Annotated in this window: 23 protein-coding genes; 5 read left to right on the top strand and 18 right to left on the bottom strand. The window is 54.3% G+C overall.

Annotated elements, in window-relative coordinates; genetic code table 11:
* Nucleotides 1-53: 53 nt before the first annotated feature.
* Nucleotides 54-1,451: a glutamate ligase domain-containing protein gene (locus tag AC6I9Z_RS00805; protein WP_461457895.1), complete on the top strand. Its 1,398-nt coding sequence runs from the start codon at nt 54-56 to the stop codon at nt 1,449-1,451.
* Between the two features lie 93 nt (nt 1,452-1,544).
* Here the strand turns inward: AC6I9Z_RS00805 and AC6I9Z_RS00800 are convergent, their stop codons facing one another.
* Together AC6I9Z_RS00800 and AC6I9Z_RS00795 are read right to left on the bottom strand one after the other, a co-directional pair.
* Nucleotides 1,545-1,799, bottom strand: coding sequence for a hypothetical protein (locus tag AC6I9Z_RS00800; protein WP_461457897.1), 255 nt, complete (start codon nt 1,797-1,799; stop codon nt 1,545-1,547).
* Nucleotides 1,800-1,977: 178 nt separating this feature from the next.
* Nucleotides 1,978-2,856: a LysR substrate-binding domain-containing protein gene (locus tag AC6I9Z_RS00795; RefSeq protein ID WP_461457899.1), complete on the bottom strand. Its 879-nt coding sequence runs from the start codon at nt 2,854-2,856 to the stop codon at nt 1,978-1,980.
* A 353-nt stretch (nt 2,857-3,209) separates the two neighbouring features.
* Here AC6I9Z_RS00795 and AC6I9Z_RS00790 point away from each other — a divergent pair, with 353 nt between their 5' ends.
* Complete coding sequence (locus AC6I9Z_RS00790) at nt 3,210-5,546, top strand: CDC48 family AAA ATPase (protein ID WP_461457901.1); 2,337 nt, start codon at nt 3,210-3,212, stop codon at nt 5,544-5,546.
* A gap of 52 nt (nt 5,547-5,598) precedes the next feature.
* Here the strand turns inward: AC6I9Z_RS00790 and AC6I9Z_RS00785 are convergent, their stop codons facing one another.
* From AC6I9Z_RS00785 to AC6I9Z_RS00775, 3 genes are all read right to left on the bottom strand, one after another.
* Nucleotides 5,599-5,988, bottom strand: coding sequence for a hypothetical protein (locus tag AC6I9Z_RS00785; RefSeq protein ID WP_461457903.1), 390 nt, complete (start codon nt 5,986-5,988; stop codon nt 5,599-5,601).
* A 119-nt stretch (nt 5,989-6,107) separates the two neighbouring features.
* Complete coding sequence (locus AC6I9Z_RS00780; RefSeq protein WP_461457905.1) at nt 6,108-7,454, bottom strand: MFS transporter; 1,347 nt, start codon at nt 7,452-7,454, stop codon at nt 6,108-6,110.
* A 7-nt stretch (nt 7,455-7,461) separates the two neighbouring features.
* Entirely contained in the window at nt 7,462-7,809 is a 348-nt protein-coding gene (locus tag AC6I9Z_RS00775) for an antibiotic biosynthesis monooxygenase family protein (protein ID WP_461457907.1), read from the bottom strand.
* Nucleotides 7,810-7,913: 104 nt separating this feature from the next.
* Between AC6I9Z_RS00775 and AC6I9Z_RS00770 the strand changes: the two genes are divergently transcribed.
* The 3 genes from AC6I9Z_RS00770 to AC6I9Z_RS00760 all read left to right on the top strand — a co-directional run bounded on the left by AC6I9Z_RS00770 (nt 7,914) and on the right by AC6I9Z_RS00760 (nt 11,922).
* Complete coding sequence (locus AC6I9Z_RS00770; protein ID WP_461457909.1) at nt 7,914-8,540, top strand: class I SAM-dependent methyltransferase; 627 nt, start codon at nt 7,914-7,916, stop codon at nt 8,538-8,540.
* A 129-nt stretch (nt 8,541-8,669) separates the two neighbouring features.
* Nucleotides 8,670-11,588 (top strand): M16 family metallopeptidase, encoded by a 2,919-nt coding sequence (locus tag AC6I9Z_RS00765; RefSeq protein WP_461457911.1) that lies wholly within the window; start codon nt 8,670-8,672, stop codon nt 11,586-11,588.
* A gap of 37 nt (nt 11,589-11,625) precedes the next feature.
* On the top strand, nt 11,626-11,922 hold the full coding sequence (locus tag AC6I9Z_RS00760; protein WP_109354279.1) for a hypothetical protein: 297 nt from the start codon (nt 11,626-11,628) through the stop codon (nt 11,920-11,922).
* Between the two features lie 74 nt (nt 11,923-11,996).
* Here the strand turns inward: AC6I9Z_RS00760 and pal are convergent, their stop codons facing one another.
* From pal to AC6I9Z_RS00695, 13 genes are all read right to left on the bottom strand, one after another.
* Nucleotides 11,997-12,500: a peptidoglycan-associated lipoprotein Pal gene (pal, locus tag AC6I9Z_RS00755; RefSeq protein WP_461458240.1), complete on the bottom strand. Its 504-nt coding sequence runs from the start codon at nt 12,498-12,500 to the stop codon at nt 11,997-11,999.
* Nucleotides 12,501-12,582: 82 nt separating this feature from the next.
* Nucleotides 12,583-13,923 (bottom strand): Tol-Pal system beta propeller repeat protein TolB, encoded by a 1,341-nt coding sequence (tolB, locus tag AC6I9Z_RS00750; RefSeq protein ID WP_461457914.1) that lies wholly within the window; start codon nt 13,921-13,923, stop codon nt 12,583-12,585.
* Between the two features lie 22 nt (nt 13,924-13,945).
* Complete coding sequence (gene tolA, locus AC6I9Z_RS00745) at nt 13,946-14,692, bottom strand: cell envelope integrity protein TolA (RefSeq protein ID WP_109354277.1); 747 nt, start codon at nt 14,690-14,692, stop codon at nt 13,946-13,948.
* Nucleotides 14,693-14,713: 21 nt separating this feature from the next.
* On the bottom strand, nt 14,714-15,154 hold the full coding sequence (gene tolR / locus AC6I9Z_RS00740; RefSeq protein ID WP_461457916.1) for a protein TolR: 441 nt from the start codon (nt 15,152-15,154) through the stop codon (nt 14,714-14,716).
* A gap of 3 nt (nt 15,155-15,157) precedes the next feature.
* Nucleotides 15,158-15,856: a protein TolQ gene (gene tolQ / locus AC6I9Z_RS00735; RefSeq protein ID WP_461457918.1), complete on the bottom strand. Its 699-nt coding sequence runs from the start codon at nt 15,854-15,856 to the stop codon at nt 15,158-15,160.
* A 12-nt stretch (nt 15,857-15,868) separates the two neighbouring features.
* On the bottom strand, nt 15,869-16,366 hold the full coding sequence (locus AC6I9Z_RS00730; RefSeq protein ID WP_461457920.1) for a YbgC/FadM family acyl-CoA thioesterase: 498 nt from the start codon (nt 16,364-16,366) through the stop codon (nt 15,869-15,871).
* Between the two features lie 76 nt (nt 16,367-16,442).
* Nucleotides 16,443-16,943 (bottom strand): SRPBCC family protein, encoded by a 501-nt coding sequence (locus tag AC6I9Z_RS00725; protein WP_461457922.1) that lies wholly within the window; start codon nt 16,941-16,943, stop codon nt 16,443-16,445.
* Nucleotides 16,936-17,274, bottom strand: coding sequence for an ArsR/SmtB family transcription factor (locus AC6I9Z_RS00720; protein WP_461457924.1), 339 nt, complete (start codon nt 17,272-17,274; stop codon nt 16,936-16,938). Before AC6I9Z_RS00720 ends, AC6I9Z_RS00725 begins: the two co-directional genes overlap by 8 nt.
* 291 nt (nt 17,275-17,565) lie before the next feature.
* Nucleotides 17,566-18,159 carry a hypothetical protein gene (locus AC6I9Z_RS00715; RefSeq protein ID WP_461457926.1) on the bottom strand — a complete coding sequence of 198 codons (594 nt, stop codon included), beginning with the start codon at nt 18,157-18,159 and terminating at the stop codon, nt 17,566-17,568.
* On the bottom strand, nt 18,156-18,503 hold the full coding sequence (locus tag AC6I9Z_RS00710) for a TraR/DksA family transcriptional regulator (protein ID WP_461457928.1): 348 nt from the start codon (nt 18,501-18,503) through the stop codon (nt 18,156-18,158). The genes AC6I9Z_RS00715 and AC6I9Z_RS00710 overlap by 4 nt, the downstream gene beginning before the upstream one ends.
* Nucleotides 18,504-18,509: 6 nt before the next feature.
* Nucleotides 18,510-19,856 (bottom strand): amidohydrolase, encoded by a 1,347-nt coding sequence (locus AC6I9Z_RS00705; protein WP_461457930.1) that lies wholly within the window; start codon nt 19,854-19,856, stop codon nt 18,510-18,512.
* A gap of 34 nt (nt 19,857-19,890) precedes the next feature.
* Nucleotides 19,891-20,283, bottom strand: a complete 393-nt coding sequence (locus AC6I9Z_RS00700; RefSeq protein WP_461457932.1) for a VOC family protein — start codon at nt 20,281-20,283, stop codon at nt 19,891-19,893.
* Between the two features lie 4 nt (nt 20,284-20,287).
* Complete coding sequence (locus AC6I9Z_RS00695) at nt 20,288-20,671, bottom strand: VOC family protein (RefSeq protein WP_461457934.1); 384 nt, start codon at nt 20,669-20,671, stop codon at nt 20,288-20,290.
* Nucleotides 20,672-20,709 lie beyond the last annotated feature (38 nt).

The following is a 20,709-nucleotide window of genomic DNA, read 5'->3' as shown; positions in this document are numbered from 1 at the left end:
GTTTTTACGCCAATATAATTGCCAAAAAGCTGCCGAGGCCATAGCGGGGGATGATGAGTAAAGACAAATCCTATTATTTTTGTGGCATCGGTGGATCAGGTATGTTGCCACTGGCGATGATCGTCCGGGAAAGCGGTGCAGACGTATCAGGTTCGGACCGGGCATTAGATCAGGGACGGCTGGCAACCAAGTTTGAATGGTTGAAAGAAAAGGGTGTCGGGCTGTTTGCGCAGGATGGCAGCGGTCTGACCTCGGGCGAACAGATATTGATCGCGTCCGCGGCCATTGAAGACACGGTGCCCGATGTCGCCAAAGCCAACAGCCTCGGCTGCGCCCGCATGACCCGTGCGGAACTATTGGCGCAGCAGTTTAATGCATCCCCGCGCAGCATTGCGATTGGCGGGACCAGCGGAAAATCGACCGTAACCGGCATGATCGGCTGGATATTGACCGAGGCCGGTCTGGACCCGACGATCATGAATGGCGCAGTGATGAAAAACTTTGTCGCGGACGACGCGCCTTTTGCCAGCTCCAGAGTTGGTGATGGCGGCATCATGGTCAGCGAAGTCGATGAAAGCGACGGATCGATAGCCTTGTTTGATCCGGAAATCGCTGTTTTGAACAATGTCAGTCTGGACCACAAAAGTCTGGAGGAATTGCGCCAGCTTTTCGGTGACTTTGCAAGCAAGGCAAAGCATTGCATCTGGAACCGGGATGATGCGGAAACGGCGGCCTTGGTTGATGGGCTTGAGCTAAGTGATGCTATCAGTTTCGGATTTTCCGATAAGGCGGATTTCCAGGCCTCTGATGTGGAGGAAGCTCCGCTCAGCAGCCGCTTCACACTATCCGTGAAGGGTGAGGGTTTTTCTGTCACCATGCGGGTACCAGGGCGGCACAACATTGCCAATGCCCTTGCTGCCATAGCGGCGGCGTCCGCCATTGGTGTGCCCGTGCCAACCAGCGTCGCCGCCATTGCCAGCTTTTCAGGCCTCGCGCGACGTTTTGATGTTGTTGGCACAGCAAATGACATAAGCGTTATCGATGATTTCGGGCATAATCCCGACAAGATCGCGGCTACGATCAAAACGGTGAAAGCATTCCCGGGCCGAATCATCGCTTTTTTCCAGCCACACGGGTTTGGGCCGATACACAAGATGGGTGCCGAACTGGCCCATGTATTTGCAGAGCTGTTGGATGAGGATGACCGCGTGATCCTGTGCGACCCTGTTTACTTTGGCGGTACTGTCGATCGCAGCATCGGCAGCAATTCCATTACCGATGCGGTCAAGGTGGCTGGCGGTAACGCAAAGCACATAGCGGATCGGGAGGACTGCGGAGAGCATTTAGTCGAAATTGCGAGACCGGGAGATCGCATCGTCATCATGGGTGCCCGCGACGATACGCTGAGTATATTTGCATCTGATATATTGAGCAAACTGGCGGCCAAGTAAAAGACCGCTCTGTCAACGCAAATCAGGCCCTTGAGAAGGGCCTGATCTTGATTGCTTATCGCGGGTGTAAAGTGAAATCAGATTCCACTTTTGTCAGGGGCTTGTGGGTGTATCGTCATCATCATCATTATTGATTATGGTGAGCGTTATAAAACCGACTGCAATGGCGCCGGCTAGCACGGCAATGATGGTATCACTGCCGCCCCCTAAATTATTGGCTTGTTCCTGAGTCGCGGAAACACGCTCTACGCTTGCGCTGGTCATAGGGGCGACCGCCTGTGATTGCGCCATAACAGGCGCCGTCGAAAGAGATAGAGCGGATAAGGTAGCCAAAGTCTTGAAACGCATGCATTTTCTCCAATATTTTAATCGGTCAATATTATACTGCAATTCCGCAGCATTATATTTCCCCAATATTTGGTTTTACGACAAAAAATGTCGATACAGCGTGACGATTCTGTTCTTTTATCAGAAAATAACATGAATGTCATGAGCATCCAGCGGCCAAACAGGCACGCTTCGTCGCCTAAAGCCCTGCTTTTAGGACCCAATCATGAAAAATTCGCACAGCCCGGTTTTTCTTGTCCCGTTTGCGGCAGACGAACCAATAGGAGTAAGGACTGTCGATATCATAATCGAACAAGCGGGCGAGGCGGGGGTCATTGGCATCGGAGAAATGACCGCCATGCATGATGGCGACACCCAGGCCCTGGGCGGCCGCCTCCAGCATTAACGGACCGCTATTCATCTGATCGACGCTGGCCGGGTCCAGATCTGGCAAACCGACAGCTTCTTTCCAGCGATCGAAGGCTTTGGCCATGTCGCTGTGGATTAATATGTTGTGATCCTTCAGATCTTGCGGTGTTTTTATGGCATTGGGGCCGTTGACAAGTTCTGTTGCGGCAATGGCATATACTTTGTTGCTGTCCAGCTTCACGGCATAGAGATTGGGATCGACATGATCCGCAATGATTATCGCCGCATCAATTACGTCACCGAGCATATTTTCTGCATGGGTGGAAGTGTCGACATCAATATGCAGCTTGGGATAGAGTTTTCTCAGTTCCGGCAAGCGTGGCAAGAGACGCGTTGCTCCGAAAAGCGGCAATACACCAAGTCGCAATCTAAGATCGCTGCCGCTGACGGTCATTTGATCAACCGCTTCGCCAATGGTTTCCATAGCTGGCGCCACCGCATTGAGCAGTACCTCGCCATCGTCGTTCAGGATCATTGCCTGATTACGCCGTTCAAAAAGGGGCTTGCCGATATGATCCTCAAGAGATTTGATTCGGCGGCTTAGCGCCGGGGCAGAAAGAGCCAGTTCTGCTGCAGCCGCCTTGGATGAGCCGAGTCGTGCGACGCGGATAAAGGCTTCCAAGGCGCGTAGGGGAGGGAGACGTCGCATGGTGTTGTTGATATTGCGGCTAAATGCGAATTGTGCAACGCAAAATTGCACTAAAGGTGAATAGATTGGCTAAATCGCGTCGCTAGCATAATTAATAGGTTGCACATTATGCAACTGACAATGTTTTTTTCGCACTTGCAACATAAGCGATTCTCGCCCAAATAGAACTCGCCTTTCAGGCATCCTCTCCTAAAAACTTTTACGGGCCAGTCCTTCGGGATTGGCCTTTTTTTGCCTGAAATCCGGCTCTTCTTATCTTGCTGGCCTGATTTGAGGTAAATACGGGGTCGCATAATGACGACCGCCTCCCTATCTTGTTGGAAACAATAAAAGTGGCAGGAGTTCATCCCCCTATGTCTGATCCCAAATCCGAATCCAAATCTGACGCTGAATCCGACTCCCAGATGATAAAGCTGCAGGTCGCCAATGCGCGGCCGGAAGATAGCGGCCGCGGGCTCGCGCGTTTGTCGCGGGACAATCTCAGCAAACTGGGCCTGATGGAAGGGGACGTGGTTGAGATATGCGGAAAACAGGCAACCCCCGCCCGTGCAGTTCTGCCCTACCCCGAGGATGAAGGGCTTGATTTTGTGCGGCTTGACGGTTTGCAGCGGGCTAATGCTGGCGTGGGCTCGGGTGATTTTGTTGAAATTCGAAAGGTTGAATCGAAACCGGCCAAGAAAGTCATTTTCGCACCGGCCCAAAAAGACCTGCGCCTGCATGGTAGCGGTGCCGGCCTGAAACGCAGTTTCATGGGGCGGCCATTAAATGCCGGTGATTTTGTCGCGACTCATGGCCAGCAACAGGTTGATCGCAGCGATATGCCGCCGCAGCTGCAACAGATGCTGGCTGCACCGGCTTTTTCGCTCACCCAGATCCGTTTGATGGTTGTGTCCACCGTACCCAAGGGCTTTGTGCATATTGACGAGAATACCGAAGTTGAGCTGCGCCCTGAATATGAAGAATCAACCGAGCATCGCCGGGCTGATGTGACTTATGATGACATTGGCGGGCTTCACGAGACAATTGACCAGTTGCGTGAAATGGTCGAGTTGCCGCTGCGCTATCCACAGTTATTCACCCGGCTCGGCGTTGATCCGCCACGCGGTGTTCTGCTGCATGGTCCTCCGGGGACTGGCAAGACACGGCTTGCCCGTGCTGTGGCGAATGAGAGTGATGCCGAGTTTTTCCTCATAAATGGCCCTGAAATCATGGGTTCTGCCTATGGCGAGTCAGAGAAGAAACTGCGCGAGGTTTTTGAAGCCGCAACAAAGGCCGCGCCCTCCATATTATTCATCGATGAAATTGACTCCATCGCTCCCAAGCGCGGCGAAGTGCAGGGCGAGACGGAAAAGCGTCTGGTCGCTCAATTGCTCACGCTTATGGACGGGCTGGAATCGCGCCTCAATCTGGTCGTGATCGCAGCGACCAATCGCCCGGAAGCGATTGACGAGGCATTGCGCCGCCCGGGCCGGTTTGATCGGGAAATTATCGTCGGTGTTCCGGACCTGCGTGGCCGCAAGGAAATTTTGGGCATCCATACCCGCGGCATGCCACTGGAGCCAGCGGTCGATTTGACGGAATTGGCCCGCACAACCTATGGTTTTGTCGGTGCTGATCTGGCGGCATTGACGCGTGAGGCGGCCATTGAAGCTGTGCGCCGGATCATGCCGAAACTGGACCTGGAGTCCGAGACCGTTCCGCCGGAAGTCCTGGAGGAACTGGTGGTGCGCCGTGATGATTTTATCGAGGCGTTGAAACGGGTGCAACCGTCGGCCATGCGCGAGGTGATGGTGCAGGCACCGGATGTGCGCTGGGAAGATATTGGCGGTCTGGATGACGCGCAGATGCGTTTGAAAGAAGGCATCGAGCTGCCGATGAAAAGCCCGGAGGCTTTTGCCAAGCTGGGCATCCGTCCAGCCAAGGGATTTTTGCTCTACGGACCGCCCGGTACCGGCAAAACATTGCTTGCCAAAGCGGTGGCACGGGAAGCGGAGGCCAATTTCATCGCCACGAAATCCAGCGACCTTTTATCAAAGTGGTACGGTGAGAGTGAGCAGCAGATTGCCCGGCTTTTTGCCCGAGCCCGGCAAGTCGCCCCGACGGTATTGTTCATTGACGAGATTGACAGTCTGGTGCCCGCGCGTGGCCGCGGTATGGGCGAACCGCAAGTGACTGAACGCGTGGTCAATACGATACTGGCTGAAATGGACGGGCTTGAAGAAATGCAGTCGGTAATCTTGATCGGCGCAACCAACCGGCCCGGTCTGGTCGATCCGGCGCTGCTAAGGCCCGGCCGTTTTGATGAGCTGGTTTATGTGCCGGTTCCTGAGAAAGAAGGTCGCCGCCGGATACTCGCCATTCACACTGCGAAAATGCCAATCGGCAAAGATGTCGACCTTGATGATATTGCCGAGCGCGCAGAGCGCTATTCCGGCGCTGACCTGGAAGATCTGGTGCGCCGTGCCGGTCTTTATGCCTTGCGTGAGCATGGCGGCCTGGTTGAAAAAGTGTCGATGAAGCATTTTGTGCGCGCGCTGAAAGATAGCCGCGCTTCGGTCACGCCGGAAATGGAGGAAGAATATTCCAAGATGGAAGCACAGCTGAAACAAAATGCAATGCGGGCAGAACCAATTGGTTTTGTTGCCCCCGGCATGTTGACGCCGGTGAACGACAGCAAGCATGAAGTTTAGGTCAGAGAAGACCAGCTAGCTTGTGGGTGTGTCAGTCCATCGAGCAGGCGCCTTAGCAGCGCGTGATGACTTCGCCCTTGTGTATCGGGCCGCCGTAAAGACTGACATCAATGCGCGCTTTCCCGCCCTCTCGAAAATATGACTTGAGGCCTTTTCGATTGGCACAAAAGGCGTTTTTGTTGAGCCGGGCAAATTCGGAAGCTGTGAATGCGCCTTCAAAGTCATGTGGTGATTTGATGGTAAATATTGCAACGTCATCTTCCACCCGTGGCGCGGCTAGATAGGTCCCATCATCAAGGGTTTTCGGTAAAACGCCTTCAAAAAGCTCAACAATCTTTTCTGCAGGAGGGTCAGATGATTCAAAGGCATCCGTCGGTGTCATCACTATCGCAAGGAACAATCCGATAGGAAGTGCGAAAAGTTTTGCATCGCCAATAGACAAATCCCGACCCCTCGAGTTACATTTTTATATTGTCCGGCTTAAATGCAAAAAGTGAATATCATGTTATCGCAATATGATTTGCAACGGGAAGGGCTCAAAGATCTCTTTCGAGACGGCCGTCAGGCGGCGTCATCCAGCTTTAGTGTTTTGAAGCCCCAGCCAAAGATGAACAGGCACATGGTGACTGCGATCCAGAAAGGCAGCGCGCTGATATAGGTGTACAGCAAAACGCCCAGTGCCGGCGATGCAATGAACGCCATGCCGTTTACTGACGCGACGATGCCGGCAACTCCGTTTTGCTCCGATCGTTGGACCGCCAGTGAAGCGCCTGCGGTAAAGCCGGGACGGAATAGACCAAAACCCAGCGAGCTGACTGCAAAGCCGATTATGATGCCGTAAAGATCGCCCGATACACCGATGACCAGGCAGCCTACAGCAGCGAGCAACATGCCCCATAAAACGGACGATCGCGGTCCCATTTGCAAGAGTGGGATCAGGCCCCATTGCGCGAGCAAGGTTGCTGCCGCACCCGACATAAGCACAATGCCGGTCATCTCGATTGCTGTTTTCGGATCGTCTCTAAGGCCGAGCCGGTCGAGTACCAGAAAGCCGATTACGCCCAATATCACCGCATGGGCATTGCCGCCCATGATTCCTGTGATCAGCCATGGTTTGATGCGTTTGTCGCCCCAGCGAAGCCGCGGCGGTATGCTGTCTGGCGCTGGCTTGCCCACCGGCTGGTCATCATGGTCGTCGTCTTTGAGGCTGCCTGCCGAGGGTGCAGCACTATAAGGTTCGGAGGTGACGACACCGCGTGCTTCAAATCCGGGATCGTCATTGGGTAGTTTGAGTGCCAGCGCAACCATCACCAGAATCCCAATAAACGCAAAAGCGAACATCGGGCTCGACAGGCCGAGAAACGGGAGGATCAGCAACGGGGCTATGGCCGGACCGACAATCGTGCCCAGACCAAAGGATGAAGAAATGAGCGACAGCGCCTTGGTGCGATCCTCGCGCGGAGTCCGGGCAGCGACATAGGCCTGAACCGCCGGCGGTGCGGCCGAGCCCAGCCCACCATAAAGGCTTCGGAATATGGCGAACAGGATGAAGGTCCACAGCGCGCTATACCAACCGAGCAATCCCAGGAAGAGTGCCAGTCCTGCCAATGCCATTGACGCAGTAAAACCAATCATTCCCAGCCGCATCAAGGCCTTGCGCCCGCGATGATCCGACAGCCGGGCCCATTTGGGTGCGGTATAAACCCACAATAAAGCAGACCAGCTGAACGCGGCGCTGACCCAGAAATCAGGGATGCGCAGCTGCGTGCCGATGGTTGGCAATATCGATTGCATGGCAGTATTGCCCGAAGCCGTGACAAGCATCACTGCGAACAATACCGTCATCCGGGTATTGTCTATCGTCTTATGCTTTTTGGCAGCAACGGGCGGGGCGGGAGAATCAGCCATGCATGCCCTATGGCACGCTATTTTTTCCAATCCCAGATTTATTCCAGTCATAGCTGCGTTCTATGCGTGCGACATGGAGCGTGTAGCTTTCGTACCATTTGTCACGACCCTGTTCGCGGATCGCGCTGTGAACCGGATGATCGCGCCAGGCCCTGGCCGCGTCATCACTTTCCCAATAGCTGACCGTGATTCCCAGGCCGTCTTCCGATCGGCTGCTGTCCTGTCCGAGATATCCGGATTGCTGCGCGGCGAGATTGCTCATGACATTTGCGGCCGCTTCATAGGCTTCATCATCATCCTTGGTGCGCTGGGCACAAAAGATGACAGCGATACAGTCAGGAGGATGGAGTTTCATATTGCTCTTTTAAACCTCTCCCCGCCCCGGACAAGCGCGAAGATGTTTGAATGTGATACTGTTATGGCTTAATAAGACAGCGGGATGATAGCAGGAGAGTCTGATTGACCAATACCATTGCAAAAGCGCCATTATGGGGACGAATCAAGCTGCGTGCAGCCCGGACCTTCGGTGCATGGGGCGTGTTTTTCAAAGGTTTCCTGAAGCATCCTGTCATGGTCGGCTCGATCATTCCCTCGTCGGCCGCAACTGTCAAAAAAATGCTGGAACCGGTTGACTGGAATGAATGTGATGTGTTCGTCGAATATGGGCCCGGCATTGGTACATTCTGTCGGCCGGTGCTGGAACGCATGAAGCCGGATGCCACATTGATAGTCATCGACCTTAATCCGGATTTTATCGAATATCTTGGCAAGAGCATTCGCGACAGCCGTTTCTATCCCATTCACGGATCGGCAGCGGATGTGCAGCAGATATTGAACGATCTTGGTCACGACAAGGCGGACTACATATTGTCCGGCCTACCGTTTTCTACCTTGCCCAATCAGTTGGGACCTAAAATAGCGGAAGAAACCCATGCAGCGTTGCGCCCGGGCGGGGCTTTTCTGGTCTATCAATTCGTCAAACGTGCGCGCGATTTCATGGCGCCTCATTTTGACCGAATAGACGATGGCTATTCCGTCTGGAACATATTGCCTTGCCATCTGTTCTGGGGCTGGAAAAAGAAATAGACTATTAGTGAGCGTTGTTGTTGGTCGATTGAGGTCGGCCGTTTGTCGAAGATCGATCAGGACTTGCGCGACAAGTCCGCCTGCCCATAGTAGTTTCCAATGATATAATATTTTGAAGAGGATTTCCGGATGTCACGCTTTTCCCGCACGGTTGCGATTGCACTCACGTCGACCGCCCTGAGCTTTGCCGCTCCAGCCTATGCCGAAAACCATAGCAGCGCCGCGCCTGCGCCGGTTGGCCAGCTGGTTGATGCGGTCAATATTCCCTATGAACGATTTACCCTCGACAATGGTTTGAAGGTGTTGGTCCACACTGATCGCAAGGCACCGATCGTGGCGGTCTCCATCTGGTATGGCGTTGGCTCTGCCAATGAACCCAAGGGCAAAACGGGTTACGCCCACCTGTTCGAACACATTATGTTCAACGGTTCTGAAAACGCACCGGGTGACTATTTTGAGCCGCTGCGGCAAATTGGCGCGACCGATTTGAACGGGACGACCTGGCTGGACCGGACCAACTATTTCCAGACGGTTCCCAAATCTGCCCTTGATGTCGCACTGTTTCTTGAAAGCGACCGGATGGGGTATTTGTTGGGCGCGGTCACGCAAGAGAAGCTCGACAATCAGATTGGCGTGGTTTCCAACGAGAAGCGTCAGGGTGATAACCAGCCTTATGGGTTGGTCAGCTATCGGCAGACAGAATTGCTGTTTCCCGAAGAGGGCCATCCTTACGGACATAGCACCATTGGATCACTGGAAGATCTCGAAGCCGCTTCTCTCGACGACATGAAGCAATGGTTTATTGATCATTATGGACCGAATAATGCGATTCTGGTGCTGGCCGGCGACATTGATGTAGCGGCCGCCAAACCTATGGTCGAAAAATGGTTCGGCGCTATTCCAAAAGGTAAACCGATTCCGGAGCTGAGCCCGGAATTGCCAACCCTGGATGAACCGGTTTTCGATGTGATGAAGGACAAGGTTGCGACGACGCGTATCTATCGCAACTGGATCGTTCCGGGTCTGAATGATCCGGACTACACGCCGCTGGATGTCGGCATGACAGTGCTGGGCGGTCTGGCAAGTTCGCGTCTCGACAATATCATGGTGCGGGAAGAGAAAAACGCGGTGGCAGTATCTGCCTTTGTGATTCCGTTCGTGCACGGAAGTCTCGTTAATATTCAGGCGGATGTGAAGCCCGGTGAAGATGCAGACATGGTTGCCAAGCGGCTGGACGAGATTATCGCCGATTTCATTGAGAACGGACCGACGGCAGATGAAGTGCAGCGGGTTGCGACGCGAGATGCCGCTGCCCGTATTGCCGGGCTGGAGCAGGTTGGCGGATTTAACGGCAAAGCGACGGCACTGGCGCAGGGCGAGCTCTATTCTGATGACCCGGAATATTATAAAAAGGAACTGGAACGGTTGGCTTCTGCAACCCCGGAATCGGTGACGGCAGCAATGAAAAAATGGCTAACCCGGCCGGTGGTCGGTATTCGTGTGGTGCCGGGCGAGCGGGAGGCCTATCAGGAAGTAGAGTCCGGTAAAGGCGCGCGAACCGGAACGCTAACTGCTCCTGCCTTTTACATGCAGGACGGTGGCGAGAATGCTGTACGCGAGCCAGTTGATCGATCCTCGCTTCCTCCGGTTGGAGAGATTCCGAACGTTGATTTCCCCGATGTCGAAACAGCGACATTGTCCAACGGCATCAAAGTCTATTTCGCTCAGCGCAACGCGGTTCCAATGACCCGTGTGACGCTGTCTTTTGATGCCGGGGCTTCTGCTGATCCTGCCGACAAGATTGGCCTGCAAAACTTCACCACAGCGATGATGGAGGAAGGCACGACCAGCCTGACCTCGGTGCAGATTGCCGAGCAGCAAGAACGGCTAGGGGCCAATGTCAGTGTCGGCGGCGGACGGGATCGCACGGATGTCAGTTTGAGCGCGGTTAATCCCAATCTTGATGCGTCACTCGATCTGATGGCGGACATTGTCAAAAACCCTGCTTTCAAAACAGACGATATCGAACGCATACGGGTGCAGCAGCTGACTGCCATTGACCGTGAAGAAAGCAACCCGCGCAGCATAGCGACCAATGCTTTGCCGCCGCTTCTGTTCGGCGACACCCATCCTTATGGTCGCGGCCTTTCTGGCAATGGCACGAAGCAATCCGTCGCCGCGATCAGCCGGGATGACCTGGTGAATTTCCACAAAGGCTGGATGCGTCCGGAAAATGCTACGATATTTGCCGTCGGCCAGATTGATAAGCAGGCATTGCTCGACAAGCTGGAAATGCGCTTTGGTCAGTGGAAGGCTGAGGGACAGGCTGCTCCGGCCAAAAATTTCGATGCCGCGATTCCGGAAGCGCAAGGCAAGATCGTGGTTATTCACCGGGCCAATAGCCCGCAATCAATGATCCTTGCAGGTCAGGTTCTGCCGTTTAAGGGCACTGATGATTTGCTGACCCTGAATGCCTCCAATGAAGTTCTGGGCGGGAATTTCCTGTCGCGGATCAACATGGACCTGCGTGAGACGAAAGGCTGGAGCTACGGCACGCGTAACACCATTTTGCGCGGTGAGCATGACGTACCTTATATCATGCGTGCGCCGGTGCAGACCAATCAGACCGGTCCCGCTGTTGCCGCTATCATGGGCCAGGTTAAGAGTTTCCTGGGTGACAATGGTGTCACGCAGGCGGAGCTGGAACGGACAGTCAATGGCAATGTCCGCCAGTTGCCGGGACAGTTCGAGCAATCGAGACGCGTGCTCGGACAAATGCAGGGCGATGTCATGTTCAAGCGCCCGTCCAACTATGCCGAAACCGTGGCAGATCGCTACAGGGCCTTGACCGCCGATGATCTCAACAAAGCGATGGCTGGAGCAATTGACCCCGACAGGTTTACCTGGGTGATTGTTGGAGATGCGGACAAGATCAAGACCCAGCTGGAAGCCCTTAACATGCCAATCGAATATCGTGGCTATGAAGCTGGTAACACCGATGTTAGTAAGGCAGGCAGTTCAAATGATTCGGCAGTCGGCCAAGACTGATCGCTGATTCAGAGCTTTGATTTAAAAGGAGAAGAATATGTCTATCGATGGTTCATATGATTGCGTAACCAAATCCCCTATGGGTGACCAGGCCTCTGTCGTGACGATCGTCACCAATGGCGACACGTTCACCGGCACCAATGAAGGCGCCATGGGATCCATGGAACTGGAAGATGGTAAGGTTGACGGCAATACGCTGACCTGGGTTATGAACATGACCGTACCTATGCCGATGAAACTGGAAGGCACAGCGACCATCGACGGCGATACGCTGACAGGTTCAGTCAATGCTGGTGCTTTCGGTGAAATGGCGATGACCGGCACCCGGAAATAAACCTTTACACAAGACATAAAAAAGGCCGCTGCCCTATCGGGTTAGCGGCCTTTTTTATTGGTATGTGATTGGGGTTATTGCACCACAATGCTTACCGCGCGGCGGTTCTGCGCCCATGCCGCTTCGTTGGAGCCCAAGGCTTCGGGGCGTTCCTTGCCGTAGCTGACCGTCGTCATGCGGGTGGGACTGACGCCCAGGGATGCCAGATAGTTTTTCGCTGCATTGGCGCGGCGTTCACCAAGGGCGAGGTTATAATCCCGCGTCCCGCGTTCGTCGGCATGACCTTCAATTGTAATCCGTGCATTGGGATGCTGTGCCAGCCATTGTGCCTGACTTTGAAGGACAACTTGATCCTGTGAGTCGACATTATAGCGATCCGTATCAAACAGAATGCGGTCCGACATTGTATTTGCCAGGAAATCACCCTGAGAGCCCGGCGCATAACCTGGGCCAGATGGCGGCGGAGGTGTCGGAGTGCTCGTTCCAGCCGGAGCGGGTGGCAGCTCTTCCGGCGGTTTTTTGGCGCAACCTGCCAGAATCAGGCTGGAGGTAATCAGGAGGGGGGTAGCATATCTTATCATATTTCTGCTCCTAGTCTTATTTGCCCTTGGGCCAGTTATAATCGTTTTTCAGTGACTTGTCTTACTTTTTAATCCTGTTTTAAGGCAGCAATGGTCCCCAGGCCGGATCGGAACCATCGACCGGTGTGGGCAATTGCCGTTCATTTCTACCGGTGAGGTCAACCTGCCATATGCCGGTCTTGCCTGAGCCGCGCGACGTTCGGAAAAACTGGATGATCCGGCCATTGGGTGCCCATGTCGGGGCCTCGTCCTGCCAGCTGTTGGTGAGCAGACGCTGTCCGCCGCCACTGGGTGTCATCACACCGACACGGAAATTGCCGGCGATTCTGGTGAAGGCGATCAAATCCCCGCGAGGGCTCCATTCGGGGGTCGCATAGCGCCCGCCACCAAAGCTGATCCGCCGTTCATTGCCGCCATTGGCGCCCATGACATATAGCTGCTGGCTGCCCGAACGGTCGCTTTCAAATACGATCCGGCTGCCATCGGGGGAGAAGCTGCCGCCAATATCAATGCCGGGCGAGAAGGTCAGGCGCTTGGGCTCGCCGCCTTGTGAAGAGACTTTGTAGATATCGGTGTTGCCGGCAATTGCCATGGAATAGAGTATCCACTTCCCGTCCGGTGACCAGCGCGGCGCAAAAGTCGGGTTGGTACTCTGGGTAATCAGGCGTTGCCGGCCAGTCCCGATTTCATAGACATAGATGCGCGGGTTGCCATCTAGAAAGCTGAGATAAACGATCTTGGAGTAATCCGGCGAAAAGCGCGGTGTCAGGGCCGTGGCCTGGCCATTGGTAATGAACCGGTGATTGGCCCCGTCACTATCCATGATCGCCAGTCTTTTGCGACGGTTACCCTTGGGACCGGTCTCCGCAATATAGGCAATCCTGCTGTCAAAAAATGGCGATTCACCGGTCAGGCGGGAATAGATGCTGTCCGCACATTTGTGCGCCGCGCGCCGCCAATCACCGGGCTCGACCACAAAGCCTGTCCGGGTGAGTTCTGTTTGGAGCGCCACGTCATAGAGATAACAGCCTACAGTGAGCTTGCCATCGCCATTGGAGCGGACAAAACCCTGGATAAGCGCCGAGGCATTCGTACCATTCCAATAAGGAAATTGCGGCGATGTCACTTCGGCAAAACTGATCCCGCGTACCCGATTACGGCCAAGCGGTTTGAACAGGCCGCTGGAGCGCAGATTGCTGACGATCACATCGCTGATCTTGTTACCCAGTTCAGCGGTGGTGCCAGCTGGGGTTTCGGTACTCCGGGGGGTTGGCAGGCCCGGCACGGCAATGGTCAATTCATCCGCAGCGGTATTTTCGACATCGACGGTCAATTGCGCTTGTGCAGGCAGCGCCAAGCCAATCAGCAAGGTAAAGGCGACAAGCCATGATTCGATACGCTTTGGGGCCGTTATAGCCATCATATTCTCCTGGTAACCGAGCCTATACGCCAAGGAAGAGGACAGGCTCGATTACCTGCCATTCATTATAATATTTCTCGGGAAATGTCTTGAAGGGCGCCGCCAGTTTTACTGCGGCAATCGCACGCTCCTTATGGATCGCGGCCTGAGACCGGTTGCTGGCGTTTATACCTGTTGTAGTCGCCGATGGCGTGCCGACAATATTGCCGCTGCGGTCCAGTCGTGCGGTGACCTTTGTACGCAGTTTTTCGGCATCAGCGCCGGTTGGAGGTTTCCAATGGGGTTTGACCTGCCGGAGCAGTTCCCGCTGCAATGAAGCAACCGCGCTGGATGATGCTTTTTCCGCAGCGATATTCTGGTTTCGGCTGACCGATGACTGATCGGTAACGCCTTTCAGGAAATCCTTGCCAAGGCGCGATCCCCGGGGTTTTTTCTTGGGCGCAGGGTCTGGTTTGGGTTTTGCAGCTGGTTTTTCACGCGGCGGCGTCGGTTTGACCTCCGGCGCGGGCGCGAGTTCTGCAGGAGCAGGTTGGCTCAGTTCAGCTGGTTCAGGATCACCGAGCTCGGGCGCTATGCTGGTGGCGGGCGGGACCAGAGCAGGATTGGGAGACGCGCTTTCGAGGCCAACCTCATCGGCAATCATGACCTCTATGGGCTTTGACTTATAGGCGTCGTCCGGCTGGGATAGCAGGCTGAGCGACAATAGGCCGAACAGGGCAATATGCCCGCCAGCCGCGACGCCCAAGCCAATTTTTTCAGCTCTTTCCATAACAGCCTTTAATTTCTAATTTCACTCAGATGAACCTGTTGTGACTAAAGACACACGGTTGAGACCAGCCCGGTTGAGCTCTCCCATGACCGCCATGATCAGGCCATAATCCAGCGTTTCATCGCCGCGCAGCATGATCTGCCGGGGGTCTTGCGCGTTCTGGTTTGCCGCTATTTCGTTTAACCGTGTTGCCAAGGCATTTCGGCTCATTTCTTCCTCACCCAGATATATCCGGCCTTCTTCATCTATGGAAATCTGCACTGGTTCCTGATCCTGGTCCAGTGCATTGGCGCGGCTTTCCGGCAGTTTTACTGGCACGCCAGTGACGAGCAGGGGCGCCGTGATCATGAAAATGATCAGCAGCACCAGCATGACGTCGACAAAAGGTGTCACGTTAATCTCTGACATGGGTGCACGGCCGCGATTGCGGCGGCCATTACTGGGGGCAAGGTCCATTCCCATGGCTTATTCCCCCAGTTCCAGTTTGCGGCTCATCGTCGCGTGGAATCCGTCGGCAAAGCGGCCCATGCGGGCTTCCAGCTTATTGAGCCGGTGGGAGAAGCGGTTATAGGCGATAACCGCTGGAATCGCCGCGAACAGGCCGATGGCCGTGGCAAACAGTGCTTCGGCAATGCCCGGAGCGACCACGGCCAGTGAGCTATTCTGCTCTGCGGCAATGGCCGAGAAGCTGCGCATAATGCCCCAGACCGTCCCGAACAGGCCGACAAAGGGGGCGACACTGCCCACGGTGGCGAGAAAATTCAGCCGGTCGGCAAGCTTGTCCACTTCATGCGCAATAGTCGCATTCATCGCGGTTGCCAGCCTCTGCCGCGTGCCATCCCGGTCAATCGGTCCGCGTGCCGTCGACCGCCGCCATTCGCGCATGCCCGACGCCAGTACCTTGGCCATGGGCAGGCCGGATTTGCTATGGTCATCATAGAATTTGTCGACATCATTGGCTTTGGAAAAAGATTTTTCGAAACGGTCCGACTTTCTTCCGACCTGACCAATTTTCATCGCAAAGCTGACAATGATCATCCATGTCCAGACGCTCGCGAATAACAGGCCGATCATCACCAGCTTGACGATGATATCCGCTTGTAGAAACAGGGCAAAAGGAGAAAATTCGCCGGATGCTGCGTGGATCGAAAGGCTGTCTAGCAAGGGTATTTCCTCTTAATTTTGTTCTTCATCATCGGCGATGACAGACGCAAAGGCGTTCGTCCATGCCTCCGGCTGTCGCCGTGGTCGCCCGGTGGGCGTAAGGAAGGCTGCCTGAACGCTGGCTGACGCTATTTTTTCGTCCTCGCGCATGATGATTTGTTCAATATTCACGCTGGCTTTGCGCAATTTGCTTACATGGCTGATGACCAGCAGATTATCCTGAAATTTGGCGGGTGCAATATATTTAATGTGCATATCGACCACAGCATAAGCGCCATCATCCGCTTCAAACGCCGCACGCTGGTCCATGCCGAGTTGATGCAGCATGTCGGAGCGCGCGCGCTCCATGAATTTCAGGTAATTGGCGTGATAGACAATGCCGGAAAAGTCGGTGTCTTCATAATAGACCCGGCAGGCGTAATAGTGATGATGGTCGCGAAACTCACCTTCATGCGGCTTAATATCAGACGGAAGATTGCTGGTTGCATCCATCTTCGGGACATTAGTCACCTGATTCCAGCGGGGAAAGTGCTAATGATTCCGTTCAGCGTAAATTTGAGTCTATTTGGCGGTTAACTATCGGAAATCATTTCCAATCCTCTTCCGACATGGCTTTGCCGGTTTCGATCATGCTCTTGAGGTTGCTGAGAACGGCAGACCAACCTTCACGAACGCCGATATCCATCGAAGAACCGGGTTCCAGTTCGCTATGGGTCACGGTCAATTTCGTATCAGGGCCCAGTGCAACCAGTTCATAAGTCACCCGCGACAGCTTGGCCGGTTCGTCTGCCTCGTCCGCAAAGGCCCAACTCCAGACCATTTTGTGCGGCGGATCAATTTCGATAATCTGACCCCTTACGTTAACCTTACCACTGTCGCTGCCAACATGTTCCCAGCGTGATCCTTGTTTCCAGTCGGATTCATTGTAATGACCCCAATAGGCTTTGGTCATTTCCCTATCGATCAGGCCGTTCCAGACCTTTTCCGCACTGGCGGCAATATAGATGGTGTAGACGAAATCCGGCGCGCATGGTTCTCCGGTTGAGGCACGGGTGGCAATGGTTCCAATGGTGGTCGTATCAGGCACGGCGTTTCTCCTGTTTTGGCTTTTGATTGTCTTCGATCTGATCTTTGAAATCGGTCAGCGCGGCGATGCGGGCATCTTCAAATTTGCCGACCCAGCGGTGGACAATATCACCGAGCGGCACGGGATTGAGATAGTGAAGCTTGCTCCGCCCCTGCCAATGGACGGAAATCAGATTGGCTTTTTCCAGTATGCCGAGATGCTTCGCCACGCCCTGACGGGACATGGGAAAACCTTCACATAGGTCGGTCAGGCTCTGCCCGCCTTTTTCGAACAAACGATCGAGAAGCAGGCGGCGCGACTCATCGGCAAGGGCGTGGAATATATCGGTCATGCTTGCAATTATGCAACCATATAGTTGCATGTCAAGATATATATTCCAAGAGGTCAATGGCGACCCAGAAATCAGTGGCTGCAGGCTTTCCTACATCGCCGGGAAAAGCTAAACTTATTGCTGCTCTTTCTCGGTTTTGAATATCAATCCTACACATTGCCATCTTCGGCAAACCTCTCCACAAAAGGGGGTGTGATATGTGTGAACTTTGGCTTCGAATGACGTGGTGAAAATAGCCCAAAAAACCTGATATAGACGCGGCATGCGAAAAAGGCTCTTTTTGAGCAGTCTTTACTGCTTTTCGAGGGGTTTGCGCCATTTGGCATAGAGCCGAATGATTAGTGCTAAGAACAACAGGCCGGAACCAATTATGCCGATATGATTGAGTTCCGGATCGGCCAGTCGCCCGATATAGGTAAAAACATAGATAAACCAGATATAATGGATTCCAAAAACATGAAGCCGTTTCCAGTTTTTACCCAAAAGTTTCATTGACCAGTTGTTGGACGTCAATGCCATCACATAGATCATGAAATAGGCAAGTCCGCCGCCTAATATCGTAATTAAATCTGGCGGGGTTTTCGCGATGACCAGATAATAGGTCAGTGCCACCAGATGCACGCTATGTGTCCATGCAAAGGCCAGTCCCCATTGTCGTCTCCGCCGCATCAGGGTTTTCGTTAGGTCATTTTTGGATAGTCGGAAAAGCGTCGAGGCAAGGTAGGCGGTCAGAAATACAGGCACACCCACCCGCGAGGTCCAGCGTGCGGAAAGCTGCGCGCCTTGGATATGCTCTATGCCCGCGATGAAGCCCGCTCCAACTGCACCGATGCTGAGAAGCAAGCCGATAAGAAGCGGTGTCCGTCGGGATGCTAATAAACTCATGACGCGCAGCCTATGCATAGCGTCGCGGCGGGATCAATTTTCAGGCGCTTATAGGCAATGGGTTCGCCGCATTCGGCGCACCAGCCATATTCGTCCTCGTCCATGCGTTTGAGCGCCATATCGATCCGCGACAGATCATTAACCCGTCGGCGCGCCTCGGCCTGTGCCATTTCCTGTTGCTGCATGGCGTCCATCCGTGACAGGCGGCCAACGCTTTGCTGGTCGAGTTCCACCGTATCGCTCCAACCCGCAGCTTCTTCATCCAGCGCTTTGAGCTCCGCCTGTCGTTCGAGCAACAGGACCTTCAGGGCCGCGATCTGGCTTTTGGAGAGATCGTCAGCCATCGCCGCCTATTCGGTTTTCGGGGCAAGATAATCCAGGGCTGCGGCTGTCATCGCTTCGGTGCCTAATGTTACCGATTCTCTCGGCGCGACCTTGAAGAAGGGCGAGTGATGCGACGGCACTGGTGGTCCGCCGGCATCTTCGCGATCAAAATCCGCTTGCGGTGTTCCGCCGACCGAGAAATAGACACCTGGTACATCTGTATTGGGCGCCACAAAATAGGCGAAATCCTCTGCGCCCATGCCTTGGCGCGGCTGATCGTCAAAAACGTCTGCTCCGAAACGTTCGGAAAACAGGTTTCTGATCCGCCGTGACAATGTCACATCATTATAGGTGGCCGGGGTCCGCTCGTGCGATATCTTGACCTCGGGCAATTTGTCTTCGGGCAGGCCGTTCATCCGGCCCACATTTTCGGCAATGCGCTTGATACCCTCGAGCAGCTTTTCGCGTGTCTCCTGATCATCCGACCGGACCGTAAGCTGCATCGTCGCCTTGTCGGAAATGATGTTGTGCTTGAAACCGCTGTTAAATGCACCAACCGTCACGACTGCCGGTTGTAGCGGCGCGATTTCCCGGCTGACAATAGTTTGCAGGTTCATAATGATCTGCGCGCCCATCACGATAGGGTCCTTGCCGCGATGCGGCGATGCGCCATGCGCGCCAACGCCGTGTACGGTAATATCGACACTGTCGGAGGAGGAATAGGTGATGCCTTCGCGCAGCGCTAGCTTGCCGGTTGGTGTGTCAGCGGAAACATGAAAAGCCATGGCAAAGTCTGGTTTAGGAAAGCGGCTGTAAAGGCCATCATCCATCATCAGCTTGGCGCCGCCAATGCGCTCTTCAGCCGGTTGCGCGATCAAAACAATCGTGCCGCGCCACCGATCCTTCATCGCTGACAAACGGCGCGCCGTGCCGATCAGCGAAGTGATATGAACATCATGACCGCAAGCGTGCATGACGGGCTTTTCCTCGCCATCAATACTGACTTGGGTCGCGGTGGACATATAGTCCAGCCCGCTATCTTCGACGAGCGGCAGGCCGTCCATATCGGCGCGCAGCATCAGGGTCGGGCCGTCGCCATTTTTCATGACGGCGACCACACCGGTGCCACCCACTTTTTCGGTCACATCCCATCCGACCGCGCGCCATTCCTTGGCAATAATGCCAGCGGTGCGGACTTCCTTATAGGACAGCTCGGGATTGCGGTGAAAATCCTTGAACAACGCTTCCAGCTTGCTGTCATAATCTGCTGCAATCGTTTTTGCCAAATCCGCCGGGGATTCTGATTGCGCGAGGACAGGCTGCGCGGCAACCAATGCGCTGCCAGCGGCTAAAGCCAAGAAATATTGCTTCACGATTTTCTCCTAGTTATTCGTCCTATATGGGCCCTTATGCAGGCCCAACACGGAAAGCGCAAAGCTTGTTGCCTTCCGGATCGCGAAAATAGGCAGCGTAAAAGGCTTGCGGCCCTTCATCACCACGGACGCCGGGCGCACCTTCGTCACTACCGCCCAGTTCAATGGCTTTACTGTAAAAGCTGTCGATCTGTGATCGTTCCTCGAAAGGAATAGCGATCATATTGCCATTGCCGGGCACAGCTGCCTCGCCATTATGAGGTTGGGTGATGGCAAGGGATGGCGCACCCATTTCGACGCCATAGAGTGTGAAGCCGCCCTCTTCGAGTTGCATGAGTCGTTTTGCTCCGATTTCTCCTAGCAGGGCGTCATAATATTCGCGTGCCTTTTCGACATTGTTGGAGCCCAAAGTTGCATATCCGATCATGGCCTCAGCCTCCCATGTTCATTTTGCAGACGCACAGCTTGTTGCCGTCAAGATCACGGAAATAGGCCCCGTAAAATACATCCGGTGCGCGCCAGCCCGGTTCGCCTTCATCAGCTGCACCCAACGAAAGTGCCTTGGCATGCAAGGCATCAATCTGGTCGGTATCATCAAAGGACAGGGCGACCATCGTGCCGTTGCCGAAACAGGCTTCATTGCCATCATAAGGATTGGTGATGCAGATCATCGGTTGGCCGGGTTTCTTACCGTAAAACTGACCACCAAGCGGTGTCTGGAACAGTTTTTTGACGTCCGTGTCTTCGAAAAGCTTGTCATAAAATTCAACGGCTTTGTCTTTATCATTCGTGCCGAGCATGGTGTAGGCGATCATCTGTATTTCTCCTGATTGAGAACCGATTGAGGGTTTAT

Source organism: Parasphingorhabdus sp. (assembly GCF_059726685.1).
This window is presented reverse-complemented; position numbering and strand designations above follow the sequence as displayed.